This window comes from Sphingopyxis sp. 550B (assembly GCF_057401805.1).
Genome location: NZ_CM171610.1, coordinates 3,126,147 through 3,151,917 on the forward strand (window position 1 = coordinate 3,126,147; position 25,771 = coordinate 3,151,917).

The following is a 25,771-nucleotide window of genomic DNA, read 5'->3' on the forward strand; positions in this document are numbered from 1 at the left end:
TCCGAGTCATGCGCGCCGTCAAGCGCCGTTCCAAAAGACGCGGAAAACCGCGCGTAAATGACTAAACTGCGAGGCGCACCAACGTCTTCGGGCAGCGTTCCCCGCCGAACCAGCGATCGAGCGCGGCGGTAAACAGGCGGTTTTCGCTCACCGACTCGAAGAGGGTCAGCGACGAGCGCAATTTGACCGCGTCTACCTCGCCGAACACCGCGGCGGGATCGCTGCCCGGCAAATCCTGGAGCGCGCCCACGCATTCGACATAGCGCGCGCCCAGCAGCGGATGCGCAAGATAGGCCCTCGCCTCATCAGCCCCCGCCAACCCGTAGAGCTGAGCCATTGCGCTGCGCCCGAGCCCGGCGAGCTGCGGAAAGACGAACCACATCCAGTGCGTGCGCTTGCGCCCGCGCCGAATCTCGTCGAGCGCGCGGGGATAGATTTGCTCCTGCGCCGTCACGAACAGCTCGAGTCCATCCTCTTCGGTCATCATCACAACGCGAGCGCCCCCTGCGCCGGCGGTTTGCCATAGACTTGGGCAACCTCCAGAATTCCTGAAGGCAACCATTGCAGAACCGCCTCAGCGGGCGTGCGCGGATCGAGCCAAGCCGCCCATTTATCCCGCGGAAGCGGGATGATCTGACGGTGATGATAGGGTGCGATATCCGGGCCTGCGTCCATGGTGAGCAGGCTGAACGCCTCGCCCACATGGGCGTCGCGCCAGATGCCAGCCATGCAGAACCAGCGATGACCCTTCATCGTGAAGAGCCATTTATCGAGCCGTTTCTGTGTCTTGTCGGCTGGGTCTGTGAACTCGTAGAAACCATCGCACAGGACAAGGCAACGCTGCGCGGAGAGATCGCGGCCTTCCGACCGCACATTATAGACGGGCTTTCCCCCCTGCCCCGGCCAGCTCCATCGCCGGTTCACCAGCTCGCCGACGACATCGCCGTCGGCCGCCTTCACGATCGGGGCCATGTCGGTGATTCGCACATCCTCGCGCGCCGGTACGTTCGGCGCGCCTTCGGGCATCCTGATCTTGATCTGGAGGTCGTCGAAGTCTTCCATGATCGAAGCAACGTCGACTTCCAGCCTGTAATCATTGCACATTCGCGACACGCCCCTGATGCTTGCGACTCAAGTCCGTTCCCATTATGTTCTACACAATGAGCACGGCGCCAACCCCCTTTGATCCCGATGCCCCGGACGGAGGTCGCCGCGCGCTCATAAGACGCAATCCCGAAGATGAAAGCGAGTTAGAAATGGTCGAGGCAGTCTGGGGCAGCGATCCCAGATTCAGCGACGGCATAAACTATCGCTTCGTTCGGTCGGAAGGCCACGCCTTCCCGAAGCGCCGCTGTCTGATCCCGGCGTCCGAGTTCCGAATGGGCACCGGCGATCATCGCTACCGTGTGACGCTCGACAGCGGCAATTTCTTCTATCTCGCCGCAGTCTGGGATCCGCCGTTCGCCGACTGGCCGCTCTCCTACCGCATCATCACCATGCCCGCGGGCGCCGACGTCATCCCCTACCAGTCGCGGCACGGAGTGATCGTCGAACGCCGCAACGTCATGCACTGGCTTGACGGCACGCTGCCCAACGAAATCCTGTTCGAGGAACCGCCGCGCCACCGATTTTACGTCGAAGCCCTGCACAGCCAGGCCGACCTCCCGTTGTGACGAATGCCGCCGCACGCGCGCCGCAGGGCGCGCGCCAACCCGACCTGTTCGCCCCAGCACCTTCCCTCCTTCCCGGCCTCGTCCTGTCGGACGATGTCGTCACGGCCGCCGGAGAAAGCGCGTTGATCGGCCAAATCGAGGCAGCGCAGCTCACCCCCTTTCGGTTCCAGCAATGGGAAGGCAAGCGGCTCACGCGATCCTTTGGCTGGACTTATGATTTTCAGAGCGGACGCTTTGCGCCCGGCGATCCGATACCGGGATGGTTATCGCCGCTCGGTGAGAAGGCGGCCGACTTTGCCGGGATAGATCCCAAGGCGATCGAACAGGTCCTGCTCATCGAATATGGCGTCGGCGCCGCGATCGGCTGGCACAAGGACAGGCCGGTTTTCGGCCATGTGATCGGCGTTTCGCTGGGTGCCCCGGCTTCGATGCGTTTTCGTCGCCGCGAAGCCGGCGGCTTCAGGCGCGCCGTTGCCGAGCTTGCCCCTCGATCGATTTACCATATGCACGGCGAAGCCCGCGACGCATGGGAGCATAGCATCGCGCGGATGGCGGCACCGCGCTGGTCCATCACCTTCCGGACGTTGCGCTGACGAAAAAGACACGGAGCAACCCGAGCGCGGAACCATCGGCCCACGGGCGCGTTACAATAGCCTGTCCAGACGAAAGAATGGCAGAATTTGATCGGCATCTTCGGATGCGATCTAGGGAAGCCCCGCTACAGAAATGTAGCGGGGCTTACGCTTTTCACATCCCCGACATCGCAATTACCGGCCCGAAGGGCCCCAAAGAATCGCACTCTTGGCGAGCCCGCCGCGGGGCGGCGTGCGATGCGGGCCAAGGGCCTAGCCGCCGCCCCGCAAGGAAAGCGAGCCCAAGTGTGCTCGCGCGGCCCAATCATCAGCGCGGCCCCGGGCGGCGCCTGCCGCCGCCCGAGCACGCCCATCAGCCGCCGCGCTCGACGGGTCGGGCAAAGAAATGTCTGCAAAAAAACGCCCGTCCAATCGAGATCGGACGGGCGCAAGATGAAGAATTCCGTCCTCATGGGAGGAAGAGCTCTTCTGGGTCGCGCCGCCCACCTAGAATGAGGCAATGGCGAGCGATTGGATAGAAACGCCAAAAATGACGCAGACTGCCCAGCTGCTCTGCGCCCATCGAGATCAACATTAAACAGTCAGAGTAGCTTGCAAAATGCGAGGGCTGTATTATTGAAACAACACCCGTATTTCAGGAGCAATGCCATGATCGATCGCCGCGAGATGTTGAAGCTCGGCGCAATGTTGGGAGCCGGAAGCGCACTTGCAGGATGCGCGGCCACCAAAATTGCCACACGCCCGGCTAGGGCGCTCGATTGGTCGACCTATTCTCCGGAGGCCGCCGGCATGACGCGCAGCGGCGTCGAAGCCATCCGCACGGCGATTGCGACGCATATCGAAGGGAATGAGCTCACCGGCGCGGTCACGGCGGTCGCGCGGCACGGCAAGCTCGGCTGGTACGAAGCTCAGGGCCTGCGTGACGTGCCGGCGAAAACACCGCTTCGCAAGGACGATATCTTCCGCCTCGCATCGAGCAGCAAGCCGGTGACCGCGGTTTCCATCCTCATTCTCCAGGACGCAGGCAAATTGTCGATCGACGACAAGGTGAGCCGCTTCCTGCCGAGCTTCGCCAATCCGAAAGTCGCCTATCTCCCGCCCGAACTGGAAATGGAGCGCTTCAACTTCGCCAAGCGCGAAGCGCTGAAGTCGCAGGTAAAAATCATCCCGGCGGAGCGTGAGCTGACGCTCAAGGATCTTCTGACGCATACGGGCGGCCTCGGCAGCGTACTCGGCATGGGCGGCCCCTCCCCGGCCATTTCCAGGGAAAAAACGCTCGCCGACCGCATCCCGCTGCTCGGCGAGTCCGTGCTCGACTTTCAGCCGGGAACGCACTGGTCCTACTCACCGCTCGATGCGTTCGACGTGCTCGCGCATATTGTCGAGATCGTCTCGGACATGCCGATCGACATGTTCATGCGCTCGCGCATTTTCGAGCCGCTCGAGATGGTCGACACGACCTTCCATCTCACACCGGAACAGCAGCCGCGCCTGGTGCCGCTCTACAAGCGCGAGGGAGACGCCTGGAAGATCAGCCCGGACCTCCTCGGCGCCGGCGATCCGGCGATGAAATATCTCTGCGGTGCCGGCGGGCTCGTCGGGACGGCGCGCGACTATATGCAGTTCCAGGCGATGCTGCTCAATCGCGGCGAGCTCGGCGGCCGGCGTATCCTCAGCGATGGGGCGGTCGCGCAAATGTCGACCAATCATGTCGGCAACCTGTTCGAGAAAATGCCGCTCATGGGCCGCAAAGGCTGGGGCTTCGGTCTCTCCGTCGGGGTCATGGTGGACCCGGTTGCCGCCAATTCCGCGCGCAAGGCGGGCGCCTTCGGCTGGGACGGCGCTCACGGCACCGACGGCTGGGTCGATCCGCAGCAAGGACTCGCGGCGGTCTATTTCGTGCAGCAATCGACGAAGCCGCCGCTCCACGCCTTTGAAAAGGCGATCGCCGCAGCCATCGCCGCCTGATCGAGGACCACCGGTCGTATCGAGCGGCGGCGATGCCGCGGCTCAGTCGTGCACCCCGGCCTCGAGCGCTTTCGTATCGCGCAGCCCGGCGTGTGCCAGCCGGAGCAGATGGCGTCCCGAACCGAGCTCACGCATCGTCTCGCCGTCCGAAAGCGCAAAATCGACCGGCGCGCGGAACTGCGCGGTCGCACCTGGCGGGACGACGAGTTCGGCGACAAGGGCGTCCTTGTCGCGTTGCCAGCAGATCGCAGCCTCGCCATAGCCGGTCGTCAGCGAGGCGCTCGCCCAGTCGAGATTGCCACCGGGTTCGGGGGCGAAGATGATGTGGCCGAAGCCGGGTTTGGCGGGATCCGGCGAAATCCCCGCAACATGCTGGTAGAGCCAGGCCGAAACGGCGCCATAGGCATAATGGTTGAAGGAGATCATCGAATTGGCCTCCTCGGTCTCCATTTCGCCCGCATGAAGGCTGCCGTCGGCGCCGACCGCATCCCAGCGCTCCCACATGGTCGTTGCGCCGCGCTCGACCTGATAGAGCCAGCCGGGACAATCGCGGTTGAGGAGCAGCCGGTAGGCCGCCGCGGTCTGGCCGGTCCGGCTGAGCGCAGGAAGAATGAGCGGAGTGCCGAGAAAACCCGTCGCGATGCGGCCGCCACCGCGCTCGACGAGCCCCGCGAGACGCGTGCCGACAGCGCCCTGTTCCGAAGCTGGCGCGATTTCGAACATGATCGCGATCGCACAGCCGGCCTGGGTGGTCATCGCCGCGTCACGCCAGCGCGCCCAGGCGGCGGCCGCGACGCGCTGCGAGAGCAGCGCATATCGCTCGGCGTCCGCATCGTGGCCGAGCAGCGCCGCCGCGTCGGCGAGACGCGCCGCGCTGTACGACAGATAAGCGGTCGCGATATATTCGCGGTCGGTCGTCGCCATGTGCGGCTGGCCCGGCGGTGCGCCGGGATCGAGCCAATCACCGAGGTGAAAATCGCCCGTCCAGAGACTGTCGGCATCGAGGCGCGAGGCGCCATAATCGACCCAGGCGCACATGCTCGCATATTGCCGCTCGAAAATTCCGACGTCCCCATATACCTTGTACAGTGTCCAGGGGACGAGCGTCGCCGCATCGCCCCAGCCGACCCCGCCATATTCGAACTTGTGGCCGCGAATGATATTGGGCGCGGTTGAGGGGATATTGCCGTCGGCGCGCTGTTCGCTCGCAAGATCGACAAGCCAGCTTGCAAGAAAGCTGCGCGCATCGGCATTGAGGCAGGCGGTTTCGCTGAAGACCTGGATATCGCCCGTCCATCCGAGCCGCTCGTCGCGCTGGGGGCAATCGGTCGGAAGCGCGATGAAATTGCCCTTTTGCGACCGCACGCTGTTCTCGAACAAACGGTTCACATCGGCGTTCGAACAAGCGAAGCGGCCCGAATAGTCGAGGTCCGAACCGATCTGAACGATCTCGACTCCTTCGATCTCGACACCGTCGTCGCAGAGGATCTCGGCATAGCGAAAGCCGTGAAAAGTGAATGGAGGCTCGAGTGGCTCGCACCCGCCATCGCCGCGCAGGATATAATTGTCCGTAGCGCGCGCATTGCGAAGCGGCGCGAGGTGGAGCGCACCGTCGGCCTCGAGCATCTCGGCATGGCGCACCTGCAGCGCGGCGCCGCGCGGCCCGCGCGCGCGGATATGGAGATAACCTGCGATATTCTGACCGGCATCGATGCGGATCGGGCCCGGCAGGCGCTCGATGGCCGCCGGTTCGAAACGATCGAGGATGCGGATCGCCGGCATGGCGCGCTGCTCGAGCCCGCGCGGCAGGTCGAGGGTCAGCACCTCCTCCCAGCCGTCGTCGTCGAAACCGACCTTATCCCAGCCCTCGGGCTCGGCGCGCCGGTCGATATCGACCCCGTCGTAAAGCTCGGCCATCTGCGCCGCGCCATATCCGCTGCGCCACGACGGATCGGTCGCGATGACCTGCCGCTCGCCCGCGCGCGTGACGACCTCGAGCTGCGCGACGAGTGCGGTCGTGTCGCCATAATGGCCGCGCTCGCCGAGCCAGCCGAGTTCGCCGCGCCACCAGCCGTCGGAGACTTCGGCCGCGATGCAGTTACGGCCGGCGCGCAGCAGCGGAAGAATGTCATAAGCCGAGAAGAGCGTGCGGTGGCGATAGTCGGTCCAGCCCGGTTCGAGCAGATCGCCGCTGACCGGCGCGCCGTTGATGCGCATCCGGTAGACGCCGAGCGCCGCGACATAGACGCGCGCCGAGACGCAATCTTCGACATCGAACTCGCGCCTCAGAAGGAAAGGCGGCGACGGCTCGAGGCGGCCCCTATTACTCCGCGGCGAGATGGCATTCGCGGTCCAGTCCGATTGTTCGAAAAGACCGCCTTCAATGACGGACGCATCGCTCCAGCAGGTCCAGCCGCAATCGGTCCGTACCCGCACGCGCCACCATTTGCGTTCGCGACTGTCGAGCGGCGCGGCCGGCCAGGGCGCAAAAAGCGGACAGTCGCATTCGACGATCCCCGACCGTGCAACGCGGGTCTCGAAACGCGGATCGCTGGCCGTTTCGATCTCATATGCGAACTGCTGGACGCCGGGCCGCGATGTCTCGAGCCGCCAAGACAGGCGGGGCAACGGCATGGCGGTGGATATGAGTCCGGAATCATCCTCGGTCCGCAGACCTACAACAAGGACCGCGTCGTCATATTCCGCTCCTGATGTGGGGGCGCCGGCGCTCATCGTGCCGCACCGTGACGCGGGTGGAAAGCTATAAGCGCGAACCGGCGAAGCCGAAGTTTCGCTTGCACGCCACTTTCGAGGATTTCGCTGAAATTCAGAACCATTCGATATTCCATCTGCGACGCGCATCGCGAACGCAGTTCGCGCCACGAACAAATGGCCTCCCCAGATAGGGGAGGCCATTCCCCCTTTTCTCGATGGGTCCCGGTGCCGCCCGCCTGCCGGGCGGACCGCACCGACGCCAAATCAGAATTTCGTGCGCAAGCCGAACTGGACCAGGCGCCCCAGCGTCGATCCGTTGGTAAAGCCGGTACCTGAATTGTAAAATGGCGGATCCTCGTTGAACAGGTTGGTGATGTTCACCGACAGATGGGTTTCGTTCGTACCGAGGATCGGTGGCAGTTTGTAATCAAAGTAGAGATCGACCGTGGTGAACGAACCGACATCGTTTTGGGCCAACGGAAACGGATTGGCCGGGTTCGCCGCGATCACAGGATCGAGATCATATCCGCTCCGGTGATTGAGAGCTGCATTGGCATTGAGGTTGCCGATCTGGGCGCCCAGCGTCGCGGTCGCGAGAAAGCGTGTGGCGCCCGGCGAGTCGAGTGTCTCGATGAACATCGCACCGGGCACGATCGATTGATCGCGGTTGAGCGTGTAGGTTCCTGCAATGCGACCGTAAACGGTCCCGAAGCCGACCTGCCGATCATATCCCAGATTGAAATCGATGCCGTCTGTCTTGATCTCGCCGGTATTCTGCAAGCGCAGGTCGATGATCGCCGTCGTCGGAGAAAAAGCACAGGTCAGCGCCACGGGGATGGTCTGGGGGAATAGTTCCAGTCCGCCCAATTCGGCAGCCGCCTCGGCGCACGGAACATTGTCGCGCCAGAAAGGTTCGAGTTCGGGTCCGAAGCGACCGGCAACCGCCGCGATCACGTCCTTGATGTGGATGTTATAATAGGTCGCGCTCATCGTGAGCCCCGGCGCAGCCGAGGGCTGGATATCGACACCCAGCGACCAGGTCGTCGCCTTTTGCGGCCGCATGTCGTCGCCGCTATTGCCGGCCCGGACGATCGCCCAGGGCGCCGACTGTCCGAAGGCGAAGACGCTCGAGAAGAAGCCGCCCGCGACATCGCGGCCGGACTTGTCGACGAGGCTCGGCGCGTTGAAGGACTTGCCCCAGTTTGCGCGGAGCTTGAGACCATCGACCGGCACATAGGTCAGACCCAGCTTGGGATTGAAGGTATCGCCGAAATCGGAATAATCGTCGTAGCGCGCCGATGCCGAAAGGGTGAGCGACTGCAGACCGCCACGCGCATTGTCCGCGCCGAAGATCGGCACCGCGAGTTCGGCAAATGCCGACTTCACATTGCGGCGCGCCTTGTTGATCGGGATCGTATTTTCCGCGCCATAGGCCGAAAGGCCGCTCTGAATCCGCGTCGACTCCCGGCTATACTCGGCGCCGATCGCAATGCGCACGTCGCCGCCCGGCAGCTTTGCGAGCGGCCCGTCGGCGATGAGCCGGAAGTTGGTGAGGTCCTGCTTCGCCTGGGCCAGATTGTGCCGCACGAAAGATGCAAGCGACGACTGCGGCGTAGCCGCGAGATCATAGGGATTGACGACGGTTTCTGCCGCCGTCGCGTCGAAGGTCGTGGCGTCTTCCCTCGTATCGCTCCAGCCAAGATTGGCCATGGCGCGCAGTTGCCAATCCCCGCCGACCTGTGCGGTTAGCGTCGGGGTGATTCCATAGGAGGTCAGGCTATTATAATGGTTGAGGTCGAGCAACGAGCTGAAGTTCGTGGCCAGCGACTGGCTTGCCTCGCCCGCGATCGGATCGAAAAACGGATTTGCCGCAGTGACGTTCAGCGAGGCCGTGCCGAGTCCTTCGTTCGTCAAAAGCTCGCGCCGAGCCCAATAGCCCTTGACGTCCACCGTTACAGCGCTGCCGATATCCTGACTGATGCTGGCGAAGATATTGTGCCGCACCGTCTTGGGCCAGAAGCTTTGCGGATCGGTGACGTCACAGCTGGAGATGGTGCCCGGCGTCAGATTATCGGGGTCGGAGCCCGTGATTTCGTAGCTCGTGCCATTCGCGAAGATCGTTCCCGCATTGCAGAAGCCGCCATTGGGGGTCGTTTGCTGCATGAAGTCGCGGTCGCGGCCATAGAGCGCATTATTATATGCCCAAGCGTAGGAGACATAGGCCGAGCCGCTACCCCAGTCCTTGCCTGCAGTGACATTGACGTCAGTGGTGCGATAATCATCGGCAAAGCCGGTACGGGCGTTCACTTCGAAGCCGTCGAAGGATTTGCGCGAGATATAGTTGATGACGCCGCCGACCGCGTCAGAACCGTAGATCGACGACCCGCCGTCAGGAACTACGTCGACCCGCTGGAGGACGCCCGGGGGAATCACGTCGGGATCGGGTGTCGTCTGCAGCACGCCCGCGCCGACGACGCGGTGACCGTCAACGAGCACCAGCGTGGTGGTGCCGCCCCCAGCGCCAAGATTACGGATGTTGGGCCGGATGACCGCAAGGCCGGCGTTCAGCCCCTTGGTCGGCGTTTGGAGAAATGCGCTCGAGACCTGCGGAATCCGCGTCAGAATTTCATTTGCGCTCTTGCCCGGCGATGCGACGATATCCTCGCGCGACATCGTCACCACATTGGTACCGACAGGCGCAATTCCGCGCAGCTGGGTACCGGTGACGATGATTTCCTGATCACTCGGCGCCTCGTCGGCTGCCGCCGCATCGTCGGACACGTCTTGCGCCTGGGCCGCCGCTGCGTGCAGCATCATCGAGCTCGCGGCAATACCGCCAAGCAAGCGGATGGTCATCGCGGCGAATCGCGAGCGAACGGGCCGGACGTCCAGAGACGCGGCGCCGGCAGTGTCGATAATATCGGTCATAATCCCTCCCGGAAACTCTTCTTCTCTTCTTCAGGCGGTGCGTGCCTGCGAGCACGCTGGCCCCATCCGTCCGCAGAGCTGACGAGGGGCTAGCCTTGCATCGACAATGACCGCTGATCGGGCACGACCGCTACAAGCGTTTTGCAGGAAGACTTGACCGGTTTTTCCAAGCTTCCGGACAGCCGCCTTGCGCCGTCCACCTAGGACAACAGGGGCGCAGCCGCAATAGCTTACAGTCAGTTGTGATTTTTTTTGACAGAAAGGCCGACGTCGATCATTATGCCCGAAACGGTCGGCGCGGTGCGTTTGCGGACAGGCAAACGCGATCCGACAGCCGGCGATGACGGGAGGGAGAGTGCCGACCCGGGCCGGTTCGCGCCGGATCGCGGATCGCGCGCGACCTTTCGCCATCATGCCGGGACGCATGGATGGGACAAGCGCGATGAAGACCCCTCAGTTCGAACATGTGCCAGCGGACGGCGGCAGCCCGTTTCGCTATATGCACAAGCGCTCCGAAGATCTCGCGCGCGAGCATGCCTGGCATTTTCATCCCGAATATGAGCTGAGCTGGGTGATGAGCAGCCACGGGACGCGCTACGTCGGCGACTATATCCAGCCCTATGGCCCGGACGAGCTCGTCCTTTACGGCCCCAATCTTCCCCATTGCTCGCGCAACAATGTCGGCGCGGGCGAGATGGTCGAACATGTGACGATCCAGTTCGATCCCGACTGCATGGGGGGCGATTTCTTCGAGATTCCCGAGGCCTCGTCGCTGAAGCGCATGCTCTGCGAAGCGAAGGGCGCGCTGATGTTCGAGGCGGCGGCGCTCGAATGCGTCGGCCCGATGCTCCTGGAACTCGGGCAGGTGTCGGGGCTCACCCAGCTCCTGCGGCTCATGGAGATACTCGACCGGCTGAGCGGCTTCGAGCGGCGCATCCTCACGACCTCGGCCTATCGCAACGACGTCGTCGTCGACCGCCGGCTCGTCGGCCGCCTCAATGAGGTGGAGCGTTATATCGACGAACGGTTCCGCGGCACGATCTGCCAGGCCGAGATCGCGCGCAAACTCGGCATGAGCGCTCCCGCGTTCAGCAAGTTCGTTCGAGCCGCGACCGGCAATACGTTCATGGGCCTCGTCAAGCTTGCGCGGATCAACGAGGCCTGCCGCCAGCTCGCATATGGCGACGAGCGGATCACCGATGTCGCGCTCGACTGCGGCTATCAGCACACCTCGCATTTCGATCGCCATTTCATGGCGTTGAAGGGCATCTCTCCCAGCGATTATCGCCGCCGGATGCAGATGCTCGAAACCGAGACCGAAGCGGCGGCCTGAGCCGCCGTCAGCGCCCCTCGAGCTGCACCGTCGCGGCGAGCCCGCCGGGCGCCGCCGAAGGCGCCGCGTGCACCGACCAGGTGCCGGCGGCGCGTGTCCAGCCTGAAGCACCCCAGATGCCGAGAATGCGCGGATCGGCGCTAATCGTGACGCGGCGTGTTTCGCCGGGCGCAAGCTTGACGCGCGCCCAGCCGACGAGCCGGTGGGTGCGCCCGGGCGGCGCGACATAAAGCTGCGCCACCTCGACGCCCTCGCGCTCGCCGCTGTTGGTGATCGAGAAGCTCGCCGAGAGCGATTTCCCGCCGGTAGCGGCAAGGTCGGAATAGCGAAAACTGGTGTAGGTAAGCCCGTGCCCGAAAGCGAAAAGCGGCGCGGCGCCGCGGCGCTCGAACCAGCGATAACCGACGTCGCTGCCTTCGGTGTCATAGTCGAGCGTGAAGGGTTCGACCTCGGTGTCGAGCATGGTCCGGATCGGCGCCCAGCCGGGAAGCCTGGGGCGCGGAAGCTGCGCCTCGCTTACGGGATAGGTGATGGGAAGGCGCCCCGAGGGCGCCGCCTTGCCGGTGAGCAGCGCCGCAATCGCCTCGCCGCCGCGCTGCCCGGGATACCAGGCCTGAAGGACCGATCCCACCTTGCCGAGCCACGGCATCGCCACGGGATTGCCGGTCTCGAGCACCACGGCCGAGGGACGCCCCGCCCCCGCCACCGCCGCGATCAGCTCGTCCTGCTTTCCGGAAAGCGATATATTCTCGCGGTCGCCGCCTTCGGTCTGGACGCTGGTGGCGAAGATGATGGCGGCGTCGGCGCGGCGCGCCGCGGCGGCGGCGCGCGCGGGGTCGCTGCCGTCGTCGTAGAGGATTTCGAGATCGGGCCGGAGCGCCTTCAGCGCCGCCATTGGCGACGATGGCACATAGGCGGGCATGAAAAGGTCCATCATCGATTTCAGCGGCGCCTCATATTGGATGCCGCCATAGGGATTGACCTGCGCCGACCCCCCGCCGAGGACGACCCATTTGTCGGCATGACCGCCGACGAGGAGGAGTTTCTTCACCGAGCCGCCGAGCGGCAGCAGGCCGTCGTTCTTGAGGAGGACGGCGCCTTCCTCGGCGACGCGCTGCGCGAGCGCGGCATGGGCCGCGACATCGACCGCGCCGCCGCGCCGCGCCGGCTTGTCGAGCGCGCCGACCGCGACGAGCGAGCGGACAACGCGAAAGGCCATGTCGCGCACGCGCTCGCGCGGCACCTCGCCCGAGGCGACGGCGGCGGGGAGCTTGTCGAAGAAGCTCGGCTCCTGCGGCGACTGCTGGTCGAGGCCCGCGAGCGCCGCGCCCATCGTCTTGACCGCGCTCCAGTCGGACATGACCCAGCCGCGATACTGCCAGTCGCCTTTCAGAACCTTGTTCAGGAGATAATCGCTCTCGCAGGCATGGTCGCCGCGGATCCGGTTATAGGCGCACATGACCGCGCCGGGGCGGCCTTCCTCGATCGCGATCTGGAAGGCGAGAAGGTCGGATTCGCGCGCCGCGGCTTCGGATATCTTGACGTCGAGCACCGCGCGCCCCGATTCCTGGTCGTTGAGCGCGAAATGCTTGACGGTCGAGACGACGCTATGATCCTGGATCCCCGCAACGCTCGCGCCGACGATGCGGCCCGCAAGCAGCGGATCCTCGCCCGCATATTCGAAATTGCGTCCCCCGCGCGGATCGCGCGCGAGATTGAGCCCGCCGGCGAGCTGGACGTTGAACCCCTTGGCATGGGCCTCGGCGCCGATGACCGATCCGAATGCGCGCGCGAGCTCGACGTCGAAGGTCGAGGCGAGTGCGAGCGTCGAGGGCAAGGCGGTCGCCTCGTCGCCGCGGCGAAGCGCGCCGCCCTGGTTGCTGATGCCGAGCCCGGCGTCGGTGATCTGGAGGTCGGGGATGCCGAGGCGCGGGATGCCGGGGATGAAGCCCGCCGAGCCGATCGCCCCGGGCGGCTTGGGCCGGCGCATGGCGGCTGGAATGAGCTCCTCCTTGCCGCCATTGGCCACCGCAAAAGTGTCGAGGGTGCGAAGGAGCTGGACCTGCTCGGCGAGCGACATCGCGTCGACAAGGCGCGACGCGCGCGCATCGATCGCCGCCTCGGCGGCCGATGATGCCCCGCCAGCCGCAGCGGGCGCGCCGCCGGAAGCGGCCTGTACCGCGCAGCCCGCCAGAGCAAAGGCACCGACCGATGCCAGCAAGATCATCCTGTTCACGTCAACTCTCCCGTGCCGGATGCCGCTCACAGGGCGCAGCGATCCGGCTATCGGAGGCAAGAATAGGACCCACCACCCGAAACGAAATAACGCTTTTGCCGGAGAAGCGGACATTCTTGCCCGCCAACGGGTCAGTCGGAAAGCCCCAGCGCGGCGCGAATGACGGCGAGCGCGCGCTCAAGTTCTTCGGAGCGATAGCCGCCCTCCTCCGCGCCGCGGTCGAACAGGCCGCGTTCATCGTCGATCGCAACGAGGATCTGGAGCGCCGCGAAGAGCTCGGCCGCGCCCGGCGCCCCGGCCATGTCAGCCCGCCGCGCGTGCGGTCGCGGCGAGCGCGTCGATACGCTCGCGGCAGATGGTTTCGACGAGGCCGGCGAGCACCGCGACGCGCGAGCCGAGCCAGGACAGTTCCTCGGCTGAGATGCTGTAATGCTTGGAATAGCGCGCCTTCACATAGGCGTCCTTCAGCTTCTCGAAGCGCGCGCGGTCGGCTTTCGCCTCGCGCGGCCAGGCCGCAAGCAGGCGCGCATCGATGCGCTCGGCCTGCGTGCGCAGAAAGGCCAGATTGTGCACATGCGGCGTGTAGAAGGTGCAGACCAGCAATGCGCAGTGATAGAGCCGTTCCGCTGACTGATGGAGCAAGAATGCAGCGTCCTTCAGTCTTCCTTCGCTTTGGCTAAACTTGGCTGTCTTTAACATCCCGGTAGCGGCTGGCATCCACTCTTCGAAATACTCTTCAGCCATGATCAATGCCGCATGCGGCGTCTTCGGCTGCGGCTCCGGAAGATCGTCATCGACCGACTGGTAAAGCGCGATCCCGTCGCCTGCGACATCCATGAAGAAATAGCGGCCCTCCGCTAGGCCCGCATTCACCTCGTCGACGCTATGAACGATGAAGTTCACCGGCGTGCGGATCGCCTTCGAGACGCCGAATTCGCGGATCAGCCGGTCGTCGAGCTTCGACCAATATTCGATGCGATCGGTGAGCCGCTTGTCGTTGACGATGATCAGCAGGTCGTAATCGGACTGATAGCCCTTCGCCGTGTGGGGTTCGTCAACCCAGCCGCCGCGGGCATAGCTGCCGTAGAGGATGATCTTCTCGATGCGCCCCTTGCGCTTCCAGTTCTGGGTCGCAATCGCGAGCGCATCGTCGAATTCCTCGAAGATGATCGCCACGACGCGTTCGAGTTCGCGCTGTTTTACAGGGGGGAGATGGTCGACGCTGCTTCGCATATCAGATCACCCTAACAAGGTGGCGCAGGCCTTGCACCCGGATTGTCGCCGATCCGGATGCAATGGGTGAGAATGAGACAGGGACGCCACCCATCAGTCCATCGGATTCCAGAGGATCGCATAGCAGTCGTCATTGCCCTGCCCCGCCGCGCGCCCGAGGTTTGCATAAAGGCGGCGCTGGCCGAACTCGGGCGCTTCAAGAGCGAGCGAGACATAGGCTTCGCCCGAAGTCCTCCCGACGCGGATCCATCCTGCGCCGATATCGACGTCGTCGGACCAGATGCGATAGTCGGGCTGAATATCCCTGCCCTTGCTGCGATTGGGGCGGATTTCGATCCGCGCCCGGATCGACAGAGTGCGTATCTCGCCGACGAAGCCCTTGTCGATCGTTCCGCTGACCATCCCGATGGCGCCCATGATGCGTCTCCTTGCCGTGCGGGCCGCTCCCGCGCCGACAGTCAGGCGCGGCGCCTCAGGCGCGCGCGCACCGAAGGCCGCAGCGAAGCGAAGGATGGGCGCAGCCCATTGCGGGCGCGCAGCGCCGTGCCAGGACCAAGGCCGGGAGCTTGGTCCGCATGGGATGCACAACGGGGTGGCAACGAGAATACTGCGGCAACGGGCGGAGCGGAATGGCTGCATTTCAGCCGAAAGTTCATCGCTAAATCTGGCCGCTTGCTGACTGGCAGCTTTCAAACCCGAATCGGGATAACCAGACACCCAATCGGGGTGCGTTCCGCCAGATAAGCTCTATGGTTGCGGAGAGTCGCAGTGATGCTGGTACAGATATATTCAAGTCCAACCGCTGATCGACTAGTCAGGCGAAGGGCACCGCGTTATGCCCCATCGTTCATCGGGGTCAAACGCTGGCGCCGTGAAGGCCAATTCACTTACACGAGGCGGATGCGCGGCAAATACCCGCTGACGACGTCTCTCAGCTTCGAGTTTTATGCATGGCAATTGGCATTCTTCCACTTTTCAACGCCAAAGTGCTCAAAAACCTGATTAAGGCCGAACAAAAAAAGTGTAGTTCTCCGCCTCCAACCGCACGTCAGCGCATTTTGTTTTGGATCGATCAACTCGAACGCGGCGTCCTGCACCGGGTGACTGAAAGCACGGCTGAACAAACATTCAACAACGAGATTTTCGGGACGGTGTTGGGTTATCAGCAAATCGGCCAAGCGGTTGAGTGCACGCTCTTGCCGAAGCGTACTGGCCAAAACACCAAACATACGCCGGATTTCGTCCTTGGCCGGTTCGACCTCACTGCCGGCATCGAGGCATGGTCCGCGGTCGGTGAAATAAAGAGCGCCGCATGTGACCTCGATCAGCCCCAGATCTCCCGGAAAAACAAAGAGACGCCGGTTGAGCAGGGATTTCGCTACGCCATCAATGGTCGCCCGGGTGTTGAATGGATCATCGTTTCAAATTTTCAAGAAGTTAGACTCTATCGAAACGGCTTCGCAAACGCGTGCCATCGCTGGGAAATGGCCGATCTGAGGGACGAGAGCCGATTTCTGGAATTTTACCTGCTGTTGCGTCCCCAAGGATTGCTCAGCATCGGCGGACCAGGGCTCGCCAATCGAGCCTACGCCGCTTCAATCGCGGCCGGCAAAGACCTAACCGAAGGCTTTTACGGATTATACCGGCATGTCCAAACTGAACTCGTAGCCCACCTCCTAACCGAACCTGCTTCGCAAGCGCTGAGCCTCAAGCAAATATATGGCAAAGCCCACAAGCTTCTCAACCGAACTCTATTTGTTGCGTTTTGCGAGGACCATCCCGCGGCTCTTCTTCCGCGCGGCACCCTTCGCACAACGCTTGATCGTGCACGTGCAGCTGGTGCGCCTTACAGCTACTGGTCGGACTTTAAAGCGTTGTTCGAAGCGCTAAACTTGGGCCAGGCAATCGACGGCGTTGCATACAATGCCTTCAACGGCGGTCTTTTTTCCGATGATCCGTATTTCAGCGCCGTCCAATTACCCAATAGCCTCTTTGAAAAGCGCTTTCAGACCGGAAAGGGGCGCAAGCTATCGAACGAAATTACCGGCATCTTCGGCTTTGAGACCTATGATTTCGCCGACGATCTGAACGCCCAAGCGCTCGGTGCGATATTCGAGCAAAGCCTCAAAGATCTTCCTGAAGGTGAAGCCGCGGTGCGCGGCGCCGGCCACGTCGAAGTTTCAAGCCAAGAAGTCAGCGGCGTCTATTATACTCCACGGGAGATCACGTATTATTTGGTGCATCGCGCGCTCGAAGAACATTTCGCCGCGGTGTGGGAGGAAGTAGAAACAGAGCTCAAGGACCAGATTGCTGCTGACCCCCGACGTTCTCGCCGTCCGTTGACCGCGAAGGAAGAGGAAATAGCTCGCTTCCGCTTATATGCCGACAAGGTTTCCTCTTCGCGCATTATCGACCCAGCCTGTGGCTCGGGTGCCTTTCTAGTGGAGGGCCTCAGTCAATTGCATTATGAGTACGAACGCGTGAACCGGACACTTGCCGGCTTGCTTGGAACACCTAATCAGCTTTCCACTTCTGACCTCGATCGCAGGATATTACAAACTAATCTGTTTGGGCGCGATATCTTGCCCGAATCTGTTGAAATCTCTCGCCTTAGTATCTGGCTCCAAACGGCAAGACCTGGCGAACGCCTCGAAACACTCGACAGCACGATCACAAGTGGCGACACGCTACGTGCGCGGGACGAGGCGTACTATGATGTAGTAATCGGCAACCCCCCTTGGGGCGCCGAGTTAGACGGTTGGACCGAGGAGGAGGTCCGCGCGCGCTTTCCCGAAAGCGGGAGCGAGCGCGACACCTACGCGCTATTCTGCATTCGCGCTTGGGAGATGCTGAGTCCCGGCGGCATTCTGGCGTACATCATTCCAAATAGTTGGCTCACCGTCCGCGGCTATGCCGGCTTCCGGCGCTGGCTTATCGAAGCATTCGAGATTCTCGAGATTACGAACGTTTGGAAAATCTTCCGTGATGTCAATCACGACGCTTGCCTGCTCGTCGCTCGAAAACGGCCAATAGGTGCACGCAGTTCTGGGCAACGCGAGCTGAATATAAAGGCCCTGCATCGTGGCAAATCTGAAGCCAGCAAACTTGCCGATTTGCAGACGCAGACTTGGTGGCTCGATCACACGACGACCGAAGAGTTTCAAACCTCCCAGCCAGAAACCCGCTTCGAGGTCATCTATGCGCCTAAAGTCGCGGCCGAACTCGACAAAGTCGCGGCGCGGTCGCGGCCGCTGGATGATATCGCGGATGTGACGGTCGGAATCCAAGTCTATCATCATAGTAAAGTGTCTAAGGCCGACATCAAGAAGCGGATATTCCACGGCCACTACAAGCAAGCAAGCGACTGGCACCGCTTCATCGACGCCAACGATGCCCAGCGCTACATGCTGCGGGAAAGCGACGACCAATGGCTGAAATATTCCGATCGCCTCCGCGACAAAAGGCCGCTTCTTCACTACTCCGAACCGCGTATTCTGGTACAACAGATCTTCTGGCAGCGCATGTCGGCGGTCCTCCAGATCCCTGTCGAACCTACCCTCTACCTGAACACCATCTTCTCTATTTCCAACGCGCGCGGCCTTCCGCTGGCCACAATTCTCGGGGTGATCAATTCACGCTTTGTCTCGGCATCTTATGAGCGCCGCGCCAACCGCCTCTTCGGCGACAAATTTCCTAAGATCAGTCGGATCGATCTCGCCAACACGCCGATGCCGAAGATGAACCCGTCTGCCTCAAAATCATTGGCCGAGGCAGCGTTGGCGTTGCAGGGATATTGGTCAGAGCTCAGAGCGGAGCTTCGGAGCGCTAATGCGATGCTTGGGCTGGTGCGCAGTAAGCTCGATCTCGCCGATGCCGGCAATTTCTGGACATTAGACGAGCGCGCATTTTCCGATTGGGCACTGAAATCTGTCGGCTCGATGTCGATTGATGAGGACAACTCGATTCGAAGCGCATTTCGTCAAGCAAAAGGTGCCGTGAACAGCCACTGGCACAACGTCGTGGCGTCGGAACAGTCAGTTGAAGAGCTGGTTGTCAAGGCCTTCAAGCTCCCGGATAGTTTGATCGAAGCCCTATCTGAAAGCTATTTCGAGCCTCAAATTGGCTGGGCTCTCCGCGGCTAGGCAATCACGCTGTATTGCTTCGAATGACCCGCTCGCCCTTTCTGCAAGGGCGCAAACCCGTTCAGTGCCGAACGGTTCGACAGCTCTGTCGATACACCGGCTCGCGGCTCACAGCGTTGCCTACCAAGTGTGGCCGGTTTGAGTCCGTCAGTCTTTGGCGCAGATCACAAATAAGCGGTTGGAATGGCCCTGGCGGGCGTCGCGTTGTTCGAAAATTTGATACGTCCGGTTTTGACGTGGTTCTGTCGCAGTGTTCGACTGTCCAAAGCGAATCGGAGACTGAACATGACATTCCAGAGCAAAAAGATAGGCCGCTTCGTCATCGACATCGACGGCTGCCTGAAATCGACCGACCTCGTGACGCTTGCTGCCGAGGACATCCGGCGGCTTCGCCATCCCTCCGGGGCCGCCGACCAAGTCTTCTGGGAAATTTATGGCGACCTGGTTCCGCTCGGGCCGGGCGACCGCGTAACACTTTCGGAGGAGAGCGTGGCCTTCTTTCGGACCCGCGCCGCGGATAGCCATTATGCCGACGGACGTCAGCACCACACCGCGCGGCCGACGTTCTCGCTCGCCGCCTGAGAAGGAGTAGGATCGATGCGTGTGCAGATCGAAAACGAGTGGGAAGGGTGGGACGGCGACACGATCGTCGTCCTGACTGACGGCTCGGCCTGGCGACAGGAAGAGTATCACTACGAGTACAGGTATTCCTACCGCCCGAACGCGATCCTCGATGGCGATCGTCTGCTGGTGGACGGCATGTCGCGGGCGATCCGCGTCCGCCGCATAGACTAAAGGATGCGGGACATGAAATCACGGATCGACGGCGCGTGGACCGGGTGGAGCGGCGATACCATCGTCAAGCTCGTGAACGGCTCGGTCTGGCGGCAGGTGCAATATTACTACCGCTATCAGTATAAGTATCGCCCCGCAGTGATCATCGAGGGCGGGCTGATGCATGTCGAGGGCATGCCAAAAGCCGTTCGCGTCCGCCGCATCGACTGATGCGCCGGTGCGCCGCCGGAAATTCGATCCGGATCGGCGCTAAATTGCACTGTGGACCGGCGTCGCGCGGCGCTAGGCTGCATGATCGGGTCAGGGGAGCGACCAAGGACATGATGGATATCATATTCGGCCTTTGGGCGGACGGCGGTGCATCGCCCGAGCAGGGCAGTGATGGTCTGGGGGCGCTCGGCGCGCCGGTCGTCGGCCCCCACGGCCTACTTGAGATATTGGAGACGGCGTGCGGACTCGGCGCCCCGCCCATCCCCCACGTCGTTCGGGTCGCCGCCTATCAGGCAGCGCTGGAAGCGGCAGGGCCGCAGCGCTTCTGGTCGCGCTCTCTCGAGGCCGATGGCTGGGCGACGGCACGGACCTTACTCGGCTGGCGCGACACGCTGATCGATTTGGGCTGGAACGCTGGTGCCGCGTGGAAATCGCAGCGGTTGACCGACCTTGCGGCGGCGGAAGCGGCTGCGACGGCGCTCCCACCCGCGGCATGCGACCGGGTCGCCGCGCTAGCGCATCACCTGTCGGCGGGTCGGCCGCTCCCCGTCGCGCGGATTCGCCTAATCGACGCGCGGGCGCACTTTTCGCCGGGATGGCGCCGCCTATTCGAACGGCTGGAGGCGTGCGGCGTGTCTCTGGTCCCGATCGAGCCCGTCCCCCAAGCCGAGACGGGGATCGCACTCGGGAGGCTGCAGCGCTGGATGCAGAACGGTGCGCCGTTCCAAGAAGGCTCCGATGGGAGCATCACCCTGGCGACGTGCGCCAGCACGGCGCTGGCGGCGGAGGTCGTCGGCCAGTGGCTCGCGAACAGCGGCGAAGAGGAGATCACGATCATCGCACAAGAGGGTGATACTCATCTCCTCGACGAAGCCTTGGCGGCTGCAGGATTGCCGAGGGCGGGGCGCAGCCGCGCTTCGGCCCATCGCGGCGCGCTTCAGACACTGTTGCTGGCCTTCAAGGTGGCATGGGCGCCCTTCGAGCCGCGCGCGCTGCTCGAATTGCTTCTCTTCCCGGGCTCCCCGGTGGCGCAGCGCGCCGGCGGCCGCCTCGCGGCGGCGATCGAGGATGCACCGGGCCGGCAGGGGCCCCGGTGGCAAGCGGCGTGGGAGCGCATCACGACCCATGAGATCGAGAAAGCGGGCGATGACACGGCCGAGAAGCACAAGGCGGAGGCGCGGATCGCGCGCTGGCGGAGCTGGGTTGAGCCCGAGCCCGCCGACCCGATCGCCGGGATGCCTCTCGCGGACGCGCTGGCTATCTGTGACAGGGTGACGAGCTGGGCGACGGCGCGTCACGGCCAGGATGACGATCCGCTCTACAGGGCGACGGCAAGCATCGCGGCGGATGTCCGCCGGGCGCTGATCGCGCTCGGGCGCGATCGTTTGCCGCGCGCCTTGGTCGAGCGCGTGATCGATCAGGCGCTCGACATCGGCCATGACAATCCGCTGGCGATCGCCGAGGCGTCGTCCTGGCGATGCGTGCCGCACCCTGGCGGCGTCTGGAACGGCGCGAGCACGATCATCTGGTGGAACTTTCGGTCTACGGGCGAAGCGCTCGTCCGGCAGCCTTGGACCGAGGCGGAGCGCCGGGAGCTCGCCGCTGCCGGCAGTCCCGCCGATGCCGACACGATCACCGCGTCGGCGGCGTCGGCGGCGTGGGAACGCGCGGTGATGCATGCGCGAAGCAGGCTGCTCCTCGTGAACGCCGGTCTCGATGCCGAAGAGGAAGAAGCGCAGCATCCGCTCGCCCATCGCCTCGCGCCCGCGACGAAGCTGCTGGGGCATCGCTTGCGGCTGGAACGCGCGATCGAGGCCTCCGATATCGACCTCGCAGGAACCCAGCTCAGACGCGAGCGACTCGAGACCCGCGCCCTTCCCGAGACGCGGACGCTCTGGCCGACGCCGAACGGGCATTCCGACAAGGTCGCAGCCCTCGAGCATTCCGCGACGTCGTTCGAGAGCGGCTTGGCGTGCCAGCTCATGTGGGCGCTCAAACATGTCGCGAAGCTGCGCCCGGGGCGGGTGCGTTCGGTTCCCGATGCCAACCAGCTGCTCGGCAATCTCGCCCACGCGCTGGCGCAGGAGATCTTCCAGCCGGGGGCGCCGCCCGACGCCGACGCCGCACAAGCCGTCGCGAGCGGACGACTGGAGGCGCTGATCGACGAGATGGCGGCGCCGCTCCGGCTCCCAGAATTTGCGGCGCACCTCGCCCTCGCGCGGCGACGGCTGCCGCCCGCAATGCGGGCATTGGCACGGACGCTCCACGACAATGGCCTCATCGTCGAAGCGTCCGAGCTTCAGACGAGTGCGCTCTTCGACGCGGCGCTCGCGGTGCGCGGTGCGATCGATCTGGTGGCGCGTGATACCGGGGGCCATCATGTGATCATCGACCTCAAATGGACGCGGCGCCCCGTCAAGCGGCTCGACGAGCTCGCCAGCGGCAAGGCGGTGCAGCTTGCGACCTATGGCGCAATGCTCGCCGACGACCAGCCATATCGGGCGGGCTATTTCCTGCTCAATCAGCGGCAGTTCGCGACCCTCGCGGCGAACGGCCTAATCGGCCGCCCGGTCGAAGGCGTGCGCAGCCTGCCGGACACCTGGGCGGCGGTCCGCGACAGCTGGGGGCGGCTGGCCGATGTCGCGAACGGCTCCGGGCTCATCGCCGGCGGCCTCGAGGGCAGCGCCGATCATCTACCCGCGGACCTGCCCATCCTACTCGAGGCCAATTGCCGATGGTGCGACTATCAGACGATCTGCCGGACGAAGGGACTTTCATGAGCGGCACCAGCCAATCAAACCCGGTCGATACGATCATCGCCTCGGCCGGTACGGGCAAGACCTACACGCTGGTCGAGCGTATCCGCGACGTCGTCGATGCGGGGCTTCCGCCCGAGCGCCTGCTGGCGACGACCTTCACGAAGAAGGCAGCAGCCGAACTTTCGGGCCGCATTCGCTCGCGGCTGATCGAGCGCGGCAAGCCGGAACTTGCGGCGGGAATGCTTGCCGCGCGGATCGGCACGGTGAACGGCGTCTGCGGCTCGCTGATCGCGGATTATGCGTTCGAGCTCGGCCGGTCGCCGGTCGCCGACGTCATCGCCGAAGACCGTCAGCGCCCGCTCTTCGAACGGGCGATCGGAGCGGCCATCGCGCAGTTCGCCGACGTGATCCATCCGATCGCCGAGCGTTTCGACATCGAGGCGCAAGGCTATCGTTCGGCGCGCGGCTGGACCGACGGATGGCAGGACGATATCCGCCGTATCGTGCATCTCTCCCGGTCGAACGGCATCGCGGCGGACCGGTTCGACGCCTGTGCCGACCATTCGCTGACCGGCCTGCTGGCACTGCTCCCCGCGCCGCACGCGGGCGAGACGGGGAGCGCACTCGACGCCGCGTTGCGGGATGCGGTGATAGCGTGCCGTGCCGCCATCGCCGGCGCCGGCGGTACGCTGAAGAAGGGAACGACCGACAAGGATGTTCCGATGGTCGAAAAGGCGGCGGCGGCGTTGGACGCAGGCAACCGCCTGCCCTGGTCGGATTGGGCGAAGCTTGCGAAGCTCGGCGCCACCAAGGCCGACGAGCATCTCTTCGAAGACGTGAAGGCGGCCGCCGCGGCGCATCCGCGGCACCCCGGCCTGCGAGACGACATCGAGCAGTTCGTGCGCCTCCAGTTTCGCTGCGCCGCGCAGTGTCTCGCCGATTATGAGCAGTTCAAGCGTGGACGCGGTCTCGTCGACTTCGTCGACCAGGAAATGCTCGCGCTCGACATACTGCGCGATCCGGACAATGCCGAGCGCTTGCGCGAGTCGATCGCGGCCGTATTCGTCGACGAGTATCAGGACTCGAGCCCGATCCAGATCGCGATTTTTTCGGCGCTCGCGCGGATCGCACCGGTCAATGTGTGGGTCGGCGATCCGAAGCAGTCGATCTACGGCTTTCGCGACGCGGACCCCGCGCTGACGCAGGCGGCGGCGGATGCGATCACCCGTGCGACCGGCGGCAAATTCGGCTATCTGCGCAAATCCTATCGCTGCACGCCCCGCCTCGGCGCGTTCGTCAACGCGGCTTTCGCGCCCAACTTCGGGCGCGCGGGCATGAGCGACGAGGAGATCAGTTTCGACGCCTATGATCGGACCGACGGCGAGACCGCGCCGCTGTCGACTTGGCGGCTGGGCGGCAAGAACAAGGAAGAGCGGGCCGCGGCATTCGCGGCCCAGGTCGCCTGCCTGCTGCGCGACAGGGACCATTGGCTGGTCGGTGCGGAGGGCGGGAAAACCCGTCCGGCGCGCGGCGGCGACATCGCCGTCCTCTGCCGGTCGAACGGTCAGGTCGCGGCGCTCGCCGCCGCCTTCGCCAGCCAGGGTCTGCGCGTCGCGGTGGAGCGGACCGGATTGCTCGATCAGCCTGAGAGCGAGTTGCTGCTTGCCGCGCTGCGCTGGATCGCCGACCCGAGCGACAGCCTCGCGCTCGCCGAGATCGCCCGGCTGTCGACGGCGGACGATGACTGGTTCGGCGCTGCCTTCGCGGACGACAAGACCGAAGCGCTGAAGGCCTGCCTTCCCTTTGCGGCGTCACTCGAGGCCATTCGCGCCGCGGCGCCCCAGCTGACGCCCGCCGAGATCTTCGACGCGGTGTGCCATATCGACCCGATCTCCGCGACGGTCCGCGGATGGGGCGGCGGCGAACAGCGGCTCGCGAACGTCGAGGCGCTTCGCGCGCTGATCTTGGTCTATCAGGAAGAGCAGCGCCACGAGCGGCAGGCCGCGACGCTTGCCGGGGTCTGCGACTGGCTCGTCCATCGCGAAGCGACTCCGCAACCGCAGAACCGGCACCCTGAGGCGGTCAACATCCTAACCTATCATGGCGCAAAGGGCCTCGAGTGGCCGATCGTCCTGCTCTCCGAACTTGAGGCGAAAGCGAAAGGCGACCCGTTCGGCATCTACGCCGAGGAGGAAGCGCCGCCGTCGTGGGAGGATCCGCTGGCCGGGCGCATTCTGCGCTACTGGCCTTGGCCCTATGGCGCGCAGCGCAAAGATGTCGGCCTCGACGTCTCGGCACCGCTGAGCGCGGAGGGCCGGGCGGCGCTCGACGATGAACGGCTGGAACGCACCAGGCTGCTCTACGTGGGACTGACGCGCGCGCGCGATCATGTTGCGCTGGTCCTCGCGGGCGGCCCCGATTGGCTGAACGAGCTCTGCACGGCCGATGGTCAACCCCTCGTCACGCCCGGCGCCGACGAGATCGTAGTTGGGGGCCAAGTCTTCCCAGCGCGTGCGGCGCCGCCCGCTCGAGAGATCGAAGCCGTGTCCGCGCTGCCCGAATTCATCCGCGCGCCCGGCGTGCGCCGCGATCACGCTCCCTTGCGCATCCGTCCGAGCGGACAGGGGGCCGACGGTGCCGTCCAAGTCGCCGAAACCGTCACATTGGGTGCGCGGATTGTTCTCGCCGGTAATCCCGACATACAGATGCTGGGGGAGGCCTTTCACCGCTATTTCGCGTGCGATGACCCTGCTCTGCCGCGAACCGAACGCGTCGATGTCGCGCGGATGATCCTGAAACGCTGGGGGGTCCCCGAGGTCGATCCCGACGAACTGGTGAACGCGGCCGATCGGTTCAGCGCCTTTCTCGACCAGAGGTTCGCGGGCGCGGCGCGTCTTCGCGAATGGCCGGTGCATGCCGCCGACGGTCTTCATCTGATCTCGGGCCGGATCGACCTTTTGATCGATCATGGCGACGCCTATTCGATCGTCGATCACAAGAGCTTTCCGGGGTCGATCGCACTCGATACCGAGCGTCTCGGCGCCTTCGGTGGCCAGGTTCAGCATTATGCCCGCGCGATAGGACTCGCGACTGGCCGATCGTGCCGCGATTATTGGGTGCACCAGCCCGTCGCCGGGATAGTCTCGCGGGTCGAGCTTTTGAGCGCGACGTCGTGATCGCGCCGTT

General features: G+C 64.0%; 18 protein-coding genes. 10 read left to right on the forward strand and 8 right to left on the reverse strand.

Annotation, left to right across the window (positions count from 1 at the left end; translation table 11 throughout):
* Positions 1–61 precede the first annotated feature (61 nt).
* Both AC2S9W_RS14630 and AC2S9W_RS14635 read right to left on the reverse strand, forming a co-directional pair.
* Positions 62–484 (reverse strand): DUF1810 domain-containing protein, encoded by a 423-nt coding sequence (locus AC2S9W_RS14630; RefSeq protein WP_486571124.1) that lies wholly within the window; start codon positions 482–484, stop codon positions 62–64.
* A gap of 2 nt (positions 485–486) precedes the next feature.
* Entirely contained in the window at positions 487–1,104 is a 618-nt protein-coding gene (locus AC2S9W_RS14635; RefSeq protein WP_486572090.1) for an SOS response-associated peptidase family protein, read from the reverse strand.
* 152 nt (positions 1,105–1,256) lie between these two features.
* On the opposite strand from AC2S9W_RS14635, the gene AC2S9W_RS14640 reads away from it, so the two are divergent.
* From AC2S9W_RS14640 to AC2S9W_RS14650, 3 genes are all read left to right on the forward strand, one after another.
* A complete protein-coding gene (locus AC2S9W_RS14640) occupies positions 1,257–1,673 on the forward strand; it encodes an SOS response-associated peptidase family protein (protein ID WP_486571125.1) in 417 nt (138 codons plus the stop codon).
* A complete protein-coding gene (locus tag AC2S9W_RS14645) occupies positions 1,670–2,266 on the forward strand; it encodes an alpha-ketoglutarate-dependent dioxygenase AlkB (RefSeq protein ID WP_486571126.1) in 597 nt (198 codons plus the stop codon). Before AC2S9W_RS14640 ends, AC2S9W_RS14645 begins: the two co-directional genes overlap by 4 nt.
* A gap of 510 nt (positions 2,267–2,776) precedes the next feature.
* Positions 2,777–4,234 carry a serine hydrolase gene (locus AC2S9W_RS14650; RefSeq protein ID WP_486571127.1) on the forward strand — a complete coding sequence of 486 codons (1,458 nt, stop codon included), beginning with the start codon at positions 2,777–2,779 and terminating at the stop codon, positions 4,232–4,234.
* Positions 4,235–4,276: 42 nt separating this feature from the next.
* Here the strand turns inward: AC2S9W_RS14650 and AC2S9W_RS14655 are convergent, their stop codons facing one another.
* Both AC2S9W_RS14655 and AC2S9W_RS14660 read right to left on the reverse strand, forming a co-directional pair.
* Complete coding sequence (locus AC2S9W_RS14655; RefSeq protein ID WP_486571128.1) at positions 4,277–7,150, reverse strand: alpha-L-rhamnosidase; 2,874 nt, start codon at positions 7,148–7,150, stop codon at positions 4,277–4,279.
* 63 nt (positions 7,151–7,213) lie between these two features.
* Entirely contained in the window at positions 7,214–9,877 is a 2,664-nt protein-coding gene (locus AC2S9W_RS14660) for a TonB-dependent receptor domain-containing protein (protein WP_486571129.1), read from the reverse strand.
* A 442-nt stretch (positions 9,878–10,319) separates the two neighbouring features.
* On the opposite strand from AC2S9W_RS14660, the gene AC2S9W_RS14665 reads away from it, so the two are divergent.
* Positions 10,320–11,210 carry an AraC family transcriptional regulator gene (locus tag AC2S9W_RS14665; RefSeq protein ID WP_486571130.1) on the forward strand — a complete coding sequence of 297 codons (891 nt, stop codon included), beginning with the start codon at positions 10,320–10,322 and terminating at the stop codon, positions 11,208–11,210.
* A gap of 7 nt (positions 11,211–11,217) precedes the next feature.
* On the opposite strand, the gene AC2S9W_RS14670 is transcribed toward AC2S9W_RS14665, so the two are convergent.
* The 4 genes from AC2S9W_RS14670 to AC2S9W_RS14685 all read right to left on the reverse strand — a co-directional run bounded on the left by AC2S9W_RS14670 (position 11,218) and on the right by AC2S9W_RS14685 (position 15,096).
* Positions 11,218–13,437, reverse strand: a complete 2,220-nt coding sequence (locus AC2S9W_RS14670) for a beta-glucosidase (RefSeq protein ID WP_486572091.1) — start codon at positions 13,435–13,437, stop codon at positions 11,218–11,220.
* A 140-nt stretch (positions 13,438–13,577) separates the two neighbouring features.
* Positions 13,578–13,748 (reverse strand): hypothetical protein, encoded by a 171-nt coding sequence (locus AC2S9W_RS14675; RefSeq protein ID WP_486571131.1) that lies wholly within the window; start codon positions 13,746–13,748, stop codon positions 13,578–13,580.
* Position 13,749: 1 nt separating this feature from the next.
* On the reverse strand, positions 13,750–14,679 hold the full coding sequence (locus tag AC2S9W_RS14680) for a HEPN domain-containing protein (protein ID WP_486571132.1): 930 nt from the start codon (positions 14,677–14,679) through the stop codon (positions 13,750–13,752).
* A gap of 93 nt (positions 14,680–14,772) precedes the next feature.
* Positions 14,773–15,096, reverse strand: a complete 324-nt coding sequence (locus AC2S9W_RS14685) for a DUF736 domain-containing protein (protein ID WP_486571133.1) — start codon at positions 15,094–15,096, stop codon at positions 14,773–14,775.
* 533 nt (positions 15,097–15,629) lie between these two features.
* Between AC2S9W_RS14685 and AC2S9W_RS14690 the strand changes: the two genes are divergently transcribed.
* The 6 genes from AC2S9W_RS14690 (at position 15,630) to AC2S9W_RS14715 (ending at position 25,761) form a co-directional block, all read left to right on the forward strand.
* Positions 15,630–18,821, forward strand: a complete 3,192-nt coding sequence (locus AC2S9W_RS14690; protein WP_486571134.1) for an Eco57I restriction-modification methylase domain-containing protein — start codon at positions 15,630–15,632, stop codon at positions 18,819–18,821.
* A gap of 183 nt (positions 18,822–19,004) precedes the next feature.
* Complete coding sequence (locus tag AC2S9W_RS14695) at positions 19,005–19,403, forward strand: hypothetical protein (protein ID WP_486571135.1); 399 nt, start codon at positions 19,005–19,007, stop codon at positions 19,401–19,403.
* Between the two features lie 15 nt (positions 19,404–19,418).
* The gene (locus tag AC2S9W_RS14700) at positions 19,419–19,616 is read left to right on the forward strand and encodes a hypothetical protein (RefSeq protein ID WP_486571136.1); all 198 of its coding nucleotides are present in this window, start codon (positions 19,419–19,421) and stop codon (positions 19,614–19,616) included.
* Between the two features lie 12 nt (positions 19,617–19,628).
* Positions 19,629–19,826 carry a hypothetical protein gene (locus AC2S9W_RS14705; protein WP_486571137.1) on the forward strand — a complete coding sequence of 66 codons (198 nt, stop codon included), beginning with the start codon at positions 19,629–19,631 and terminating at the stop codon, positions 19,824–19,826.
* 110 nt (positions 19,827–19,936) lie between these two features.
* Positions 19,937–22,606, forward strand: coding sequence for a PD-(D/E)XK nuclease family protein (locus AC2S9W_RS14710; RefSeq protein ID WP_486571138.1), 2,670 nt, complete (start codon positions 19,937–19,939; stop codon positions 22,604–22,606).
* On the forward strand, positions 22,603–25,761 hold the full coding sequence (locus AC2S9W_RS14715) for a UvrD-helicase domain-containing protein (RefSeq protein WP_486571139.1): 3,159 nt from the start codon (positions 22,603–22,605) through the stop codon (positions 25,759–25,761). The genes AC2S9W_RS14710 and AC2S9W_RS14715 overlap by 4 nt, the downstream gene beginning before the upstream one ends.
* Positions 25,762–25,771: the final 10 nt, after the last annotated feature.

Coding starts and splice junctions, on each gene's coding strand:
- AC2S9W_RS14630 (WP_486571124.1), bottom strand. CDS start 484: ATGACCGAAGAGGATGGACTCGAGCTGTTCGTGACGGCGCAGGAGCAA.
- AC2S9W_RS14635 (WP_486572090.1), bottom strand. CDS start 1,104: ATGTGCAATGATTACAGGCTGGAAGTCGACGTTGCTTCGATCATGGAA.
- AC2S9W_RS14640 (WP_486571125.1), top strand. CDS start 1,257: ATGGTCGAGGCAGTCTGGGGCAGCGATCCCAGATTCAGCGACGGCATA.
- AC2S9W_RS14655 (WP_486571128.1), bottom strand. CDS start 7,150: ATGGCCTCCCCTATCTGGGGAGGCCATTTGTTCGTGGCGCGAACTGCG.
- AC2S9W_RS14660 (WP_486571129.1), bottom strand. CDS start 9,877: ATGACCGATATTATCGACACTGCCGGCGCCGCGTCTCTGGACGTCCGG.
- AC2S9W_RS14665 (WP_486571130.1), top strand. CDS start 10,320: ATGAAGACCCCTCAGTTCGAACATGTGCCAGCGGACGGCGGCAGCCCG.
- AC2S9W_RS14670 (WP_486572091.1), bottom strand. CDS start 13,437: ATGATCTTGCTGGCATCGGTCGGTGCCTTTGCTCTGGCGGGCTGCGCG.
- AC2S9W_RS14675 (WP_486571131.1), bottom strand. CDS start 13,748: ATGGCCGGGGCGCCGGGCGCGGCCGAGCTCTTCGCGGCGCTCCAGATC.
- AC2S9W_RS14680 (WP_486571132.1), bottom strand. CDS start 14,679: ATGCGAAGCAGCGTCGACCATCTCCCCCCTGTAAAACAGCGCGAACTC.
- AC2S9W_RS14685 (WP_486571133.1), bottom strand. CDS start 15,096: ATGGGCGCCATCGGGATGGTCAGCGGAACGATCGACAAGGGCTTCGTC.
- AC2S9W_RS14690 (WP_486571134.1), top strand. CDS start 15,630: ATGGCAATTGGCATTCTTCCACTTTTCAACGCCAAAGTGCTCAAAAAC.
- AC2S9W_RS14695 (WP_486571135.1), top strand. CDS start 19,005: ATGGCCCTGGCGGGCGTCGCGTTGTTCGAAAATTTGATACGTCCGGTT.
- AC2S9W_RS14700 (WP_486571136.1), top strand. CDS start 19,419: ATGCGTGTGCAGATCGAAAACGAGTGGGAAGGGTGGGACGGCGACACG.
- AC2S9W_RS14705 (WP_486571137.1), top strand. CDS start 19,629: ATGAAATCACGGATCGACGGCGCGTGGACCGGGTGGAGCGGCGATACC.
- AC2S9W_RS14710 (WP_486571138.1), top strand. CDS start 19,937: ATGATGGATATCATATTCGGCCTTTGGGCGGACGGCGGTGCATCGCCC.
- AC2S9W_RS14715 (WP_486571139.1), top strand. CDS start 22,603: ATGAGCGGCACCAGCCAATCAAACCCGGTCGATACGATCATCGCCTCG.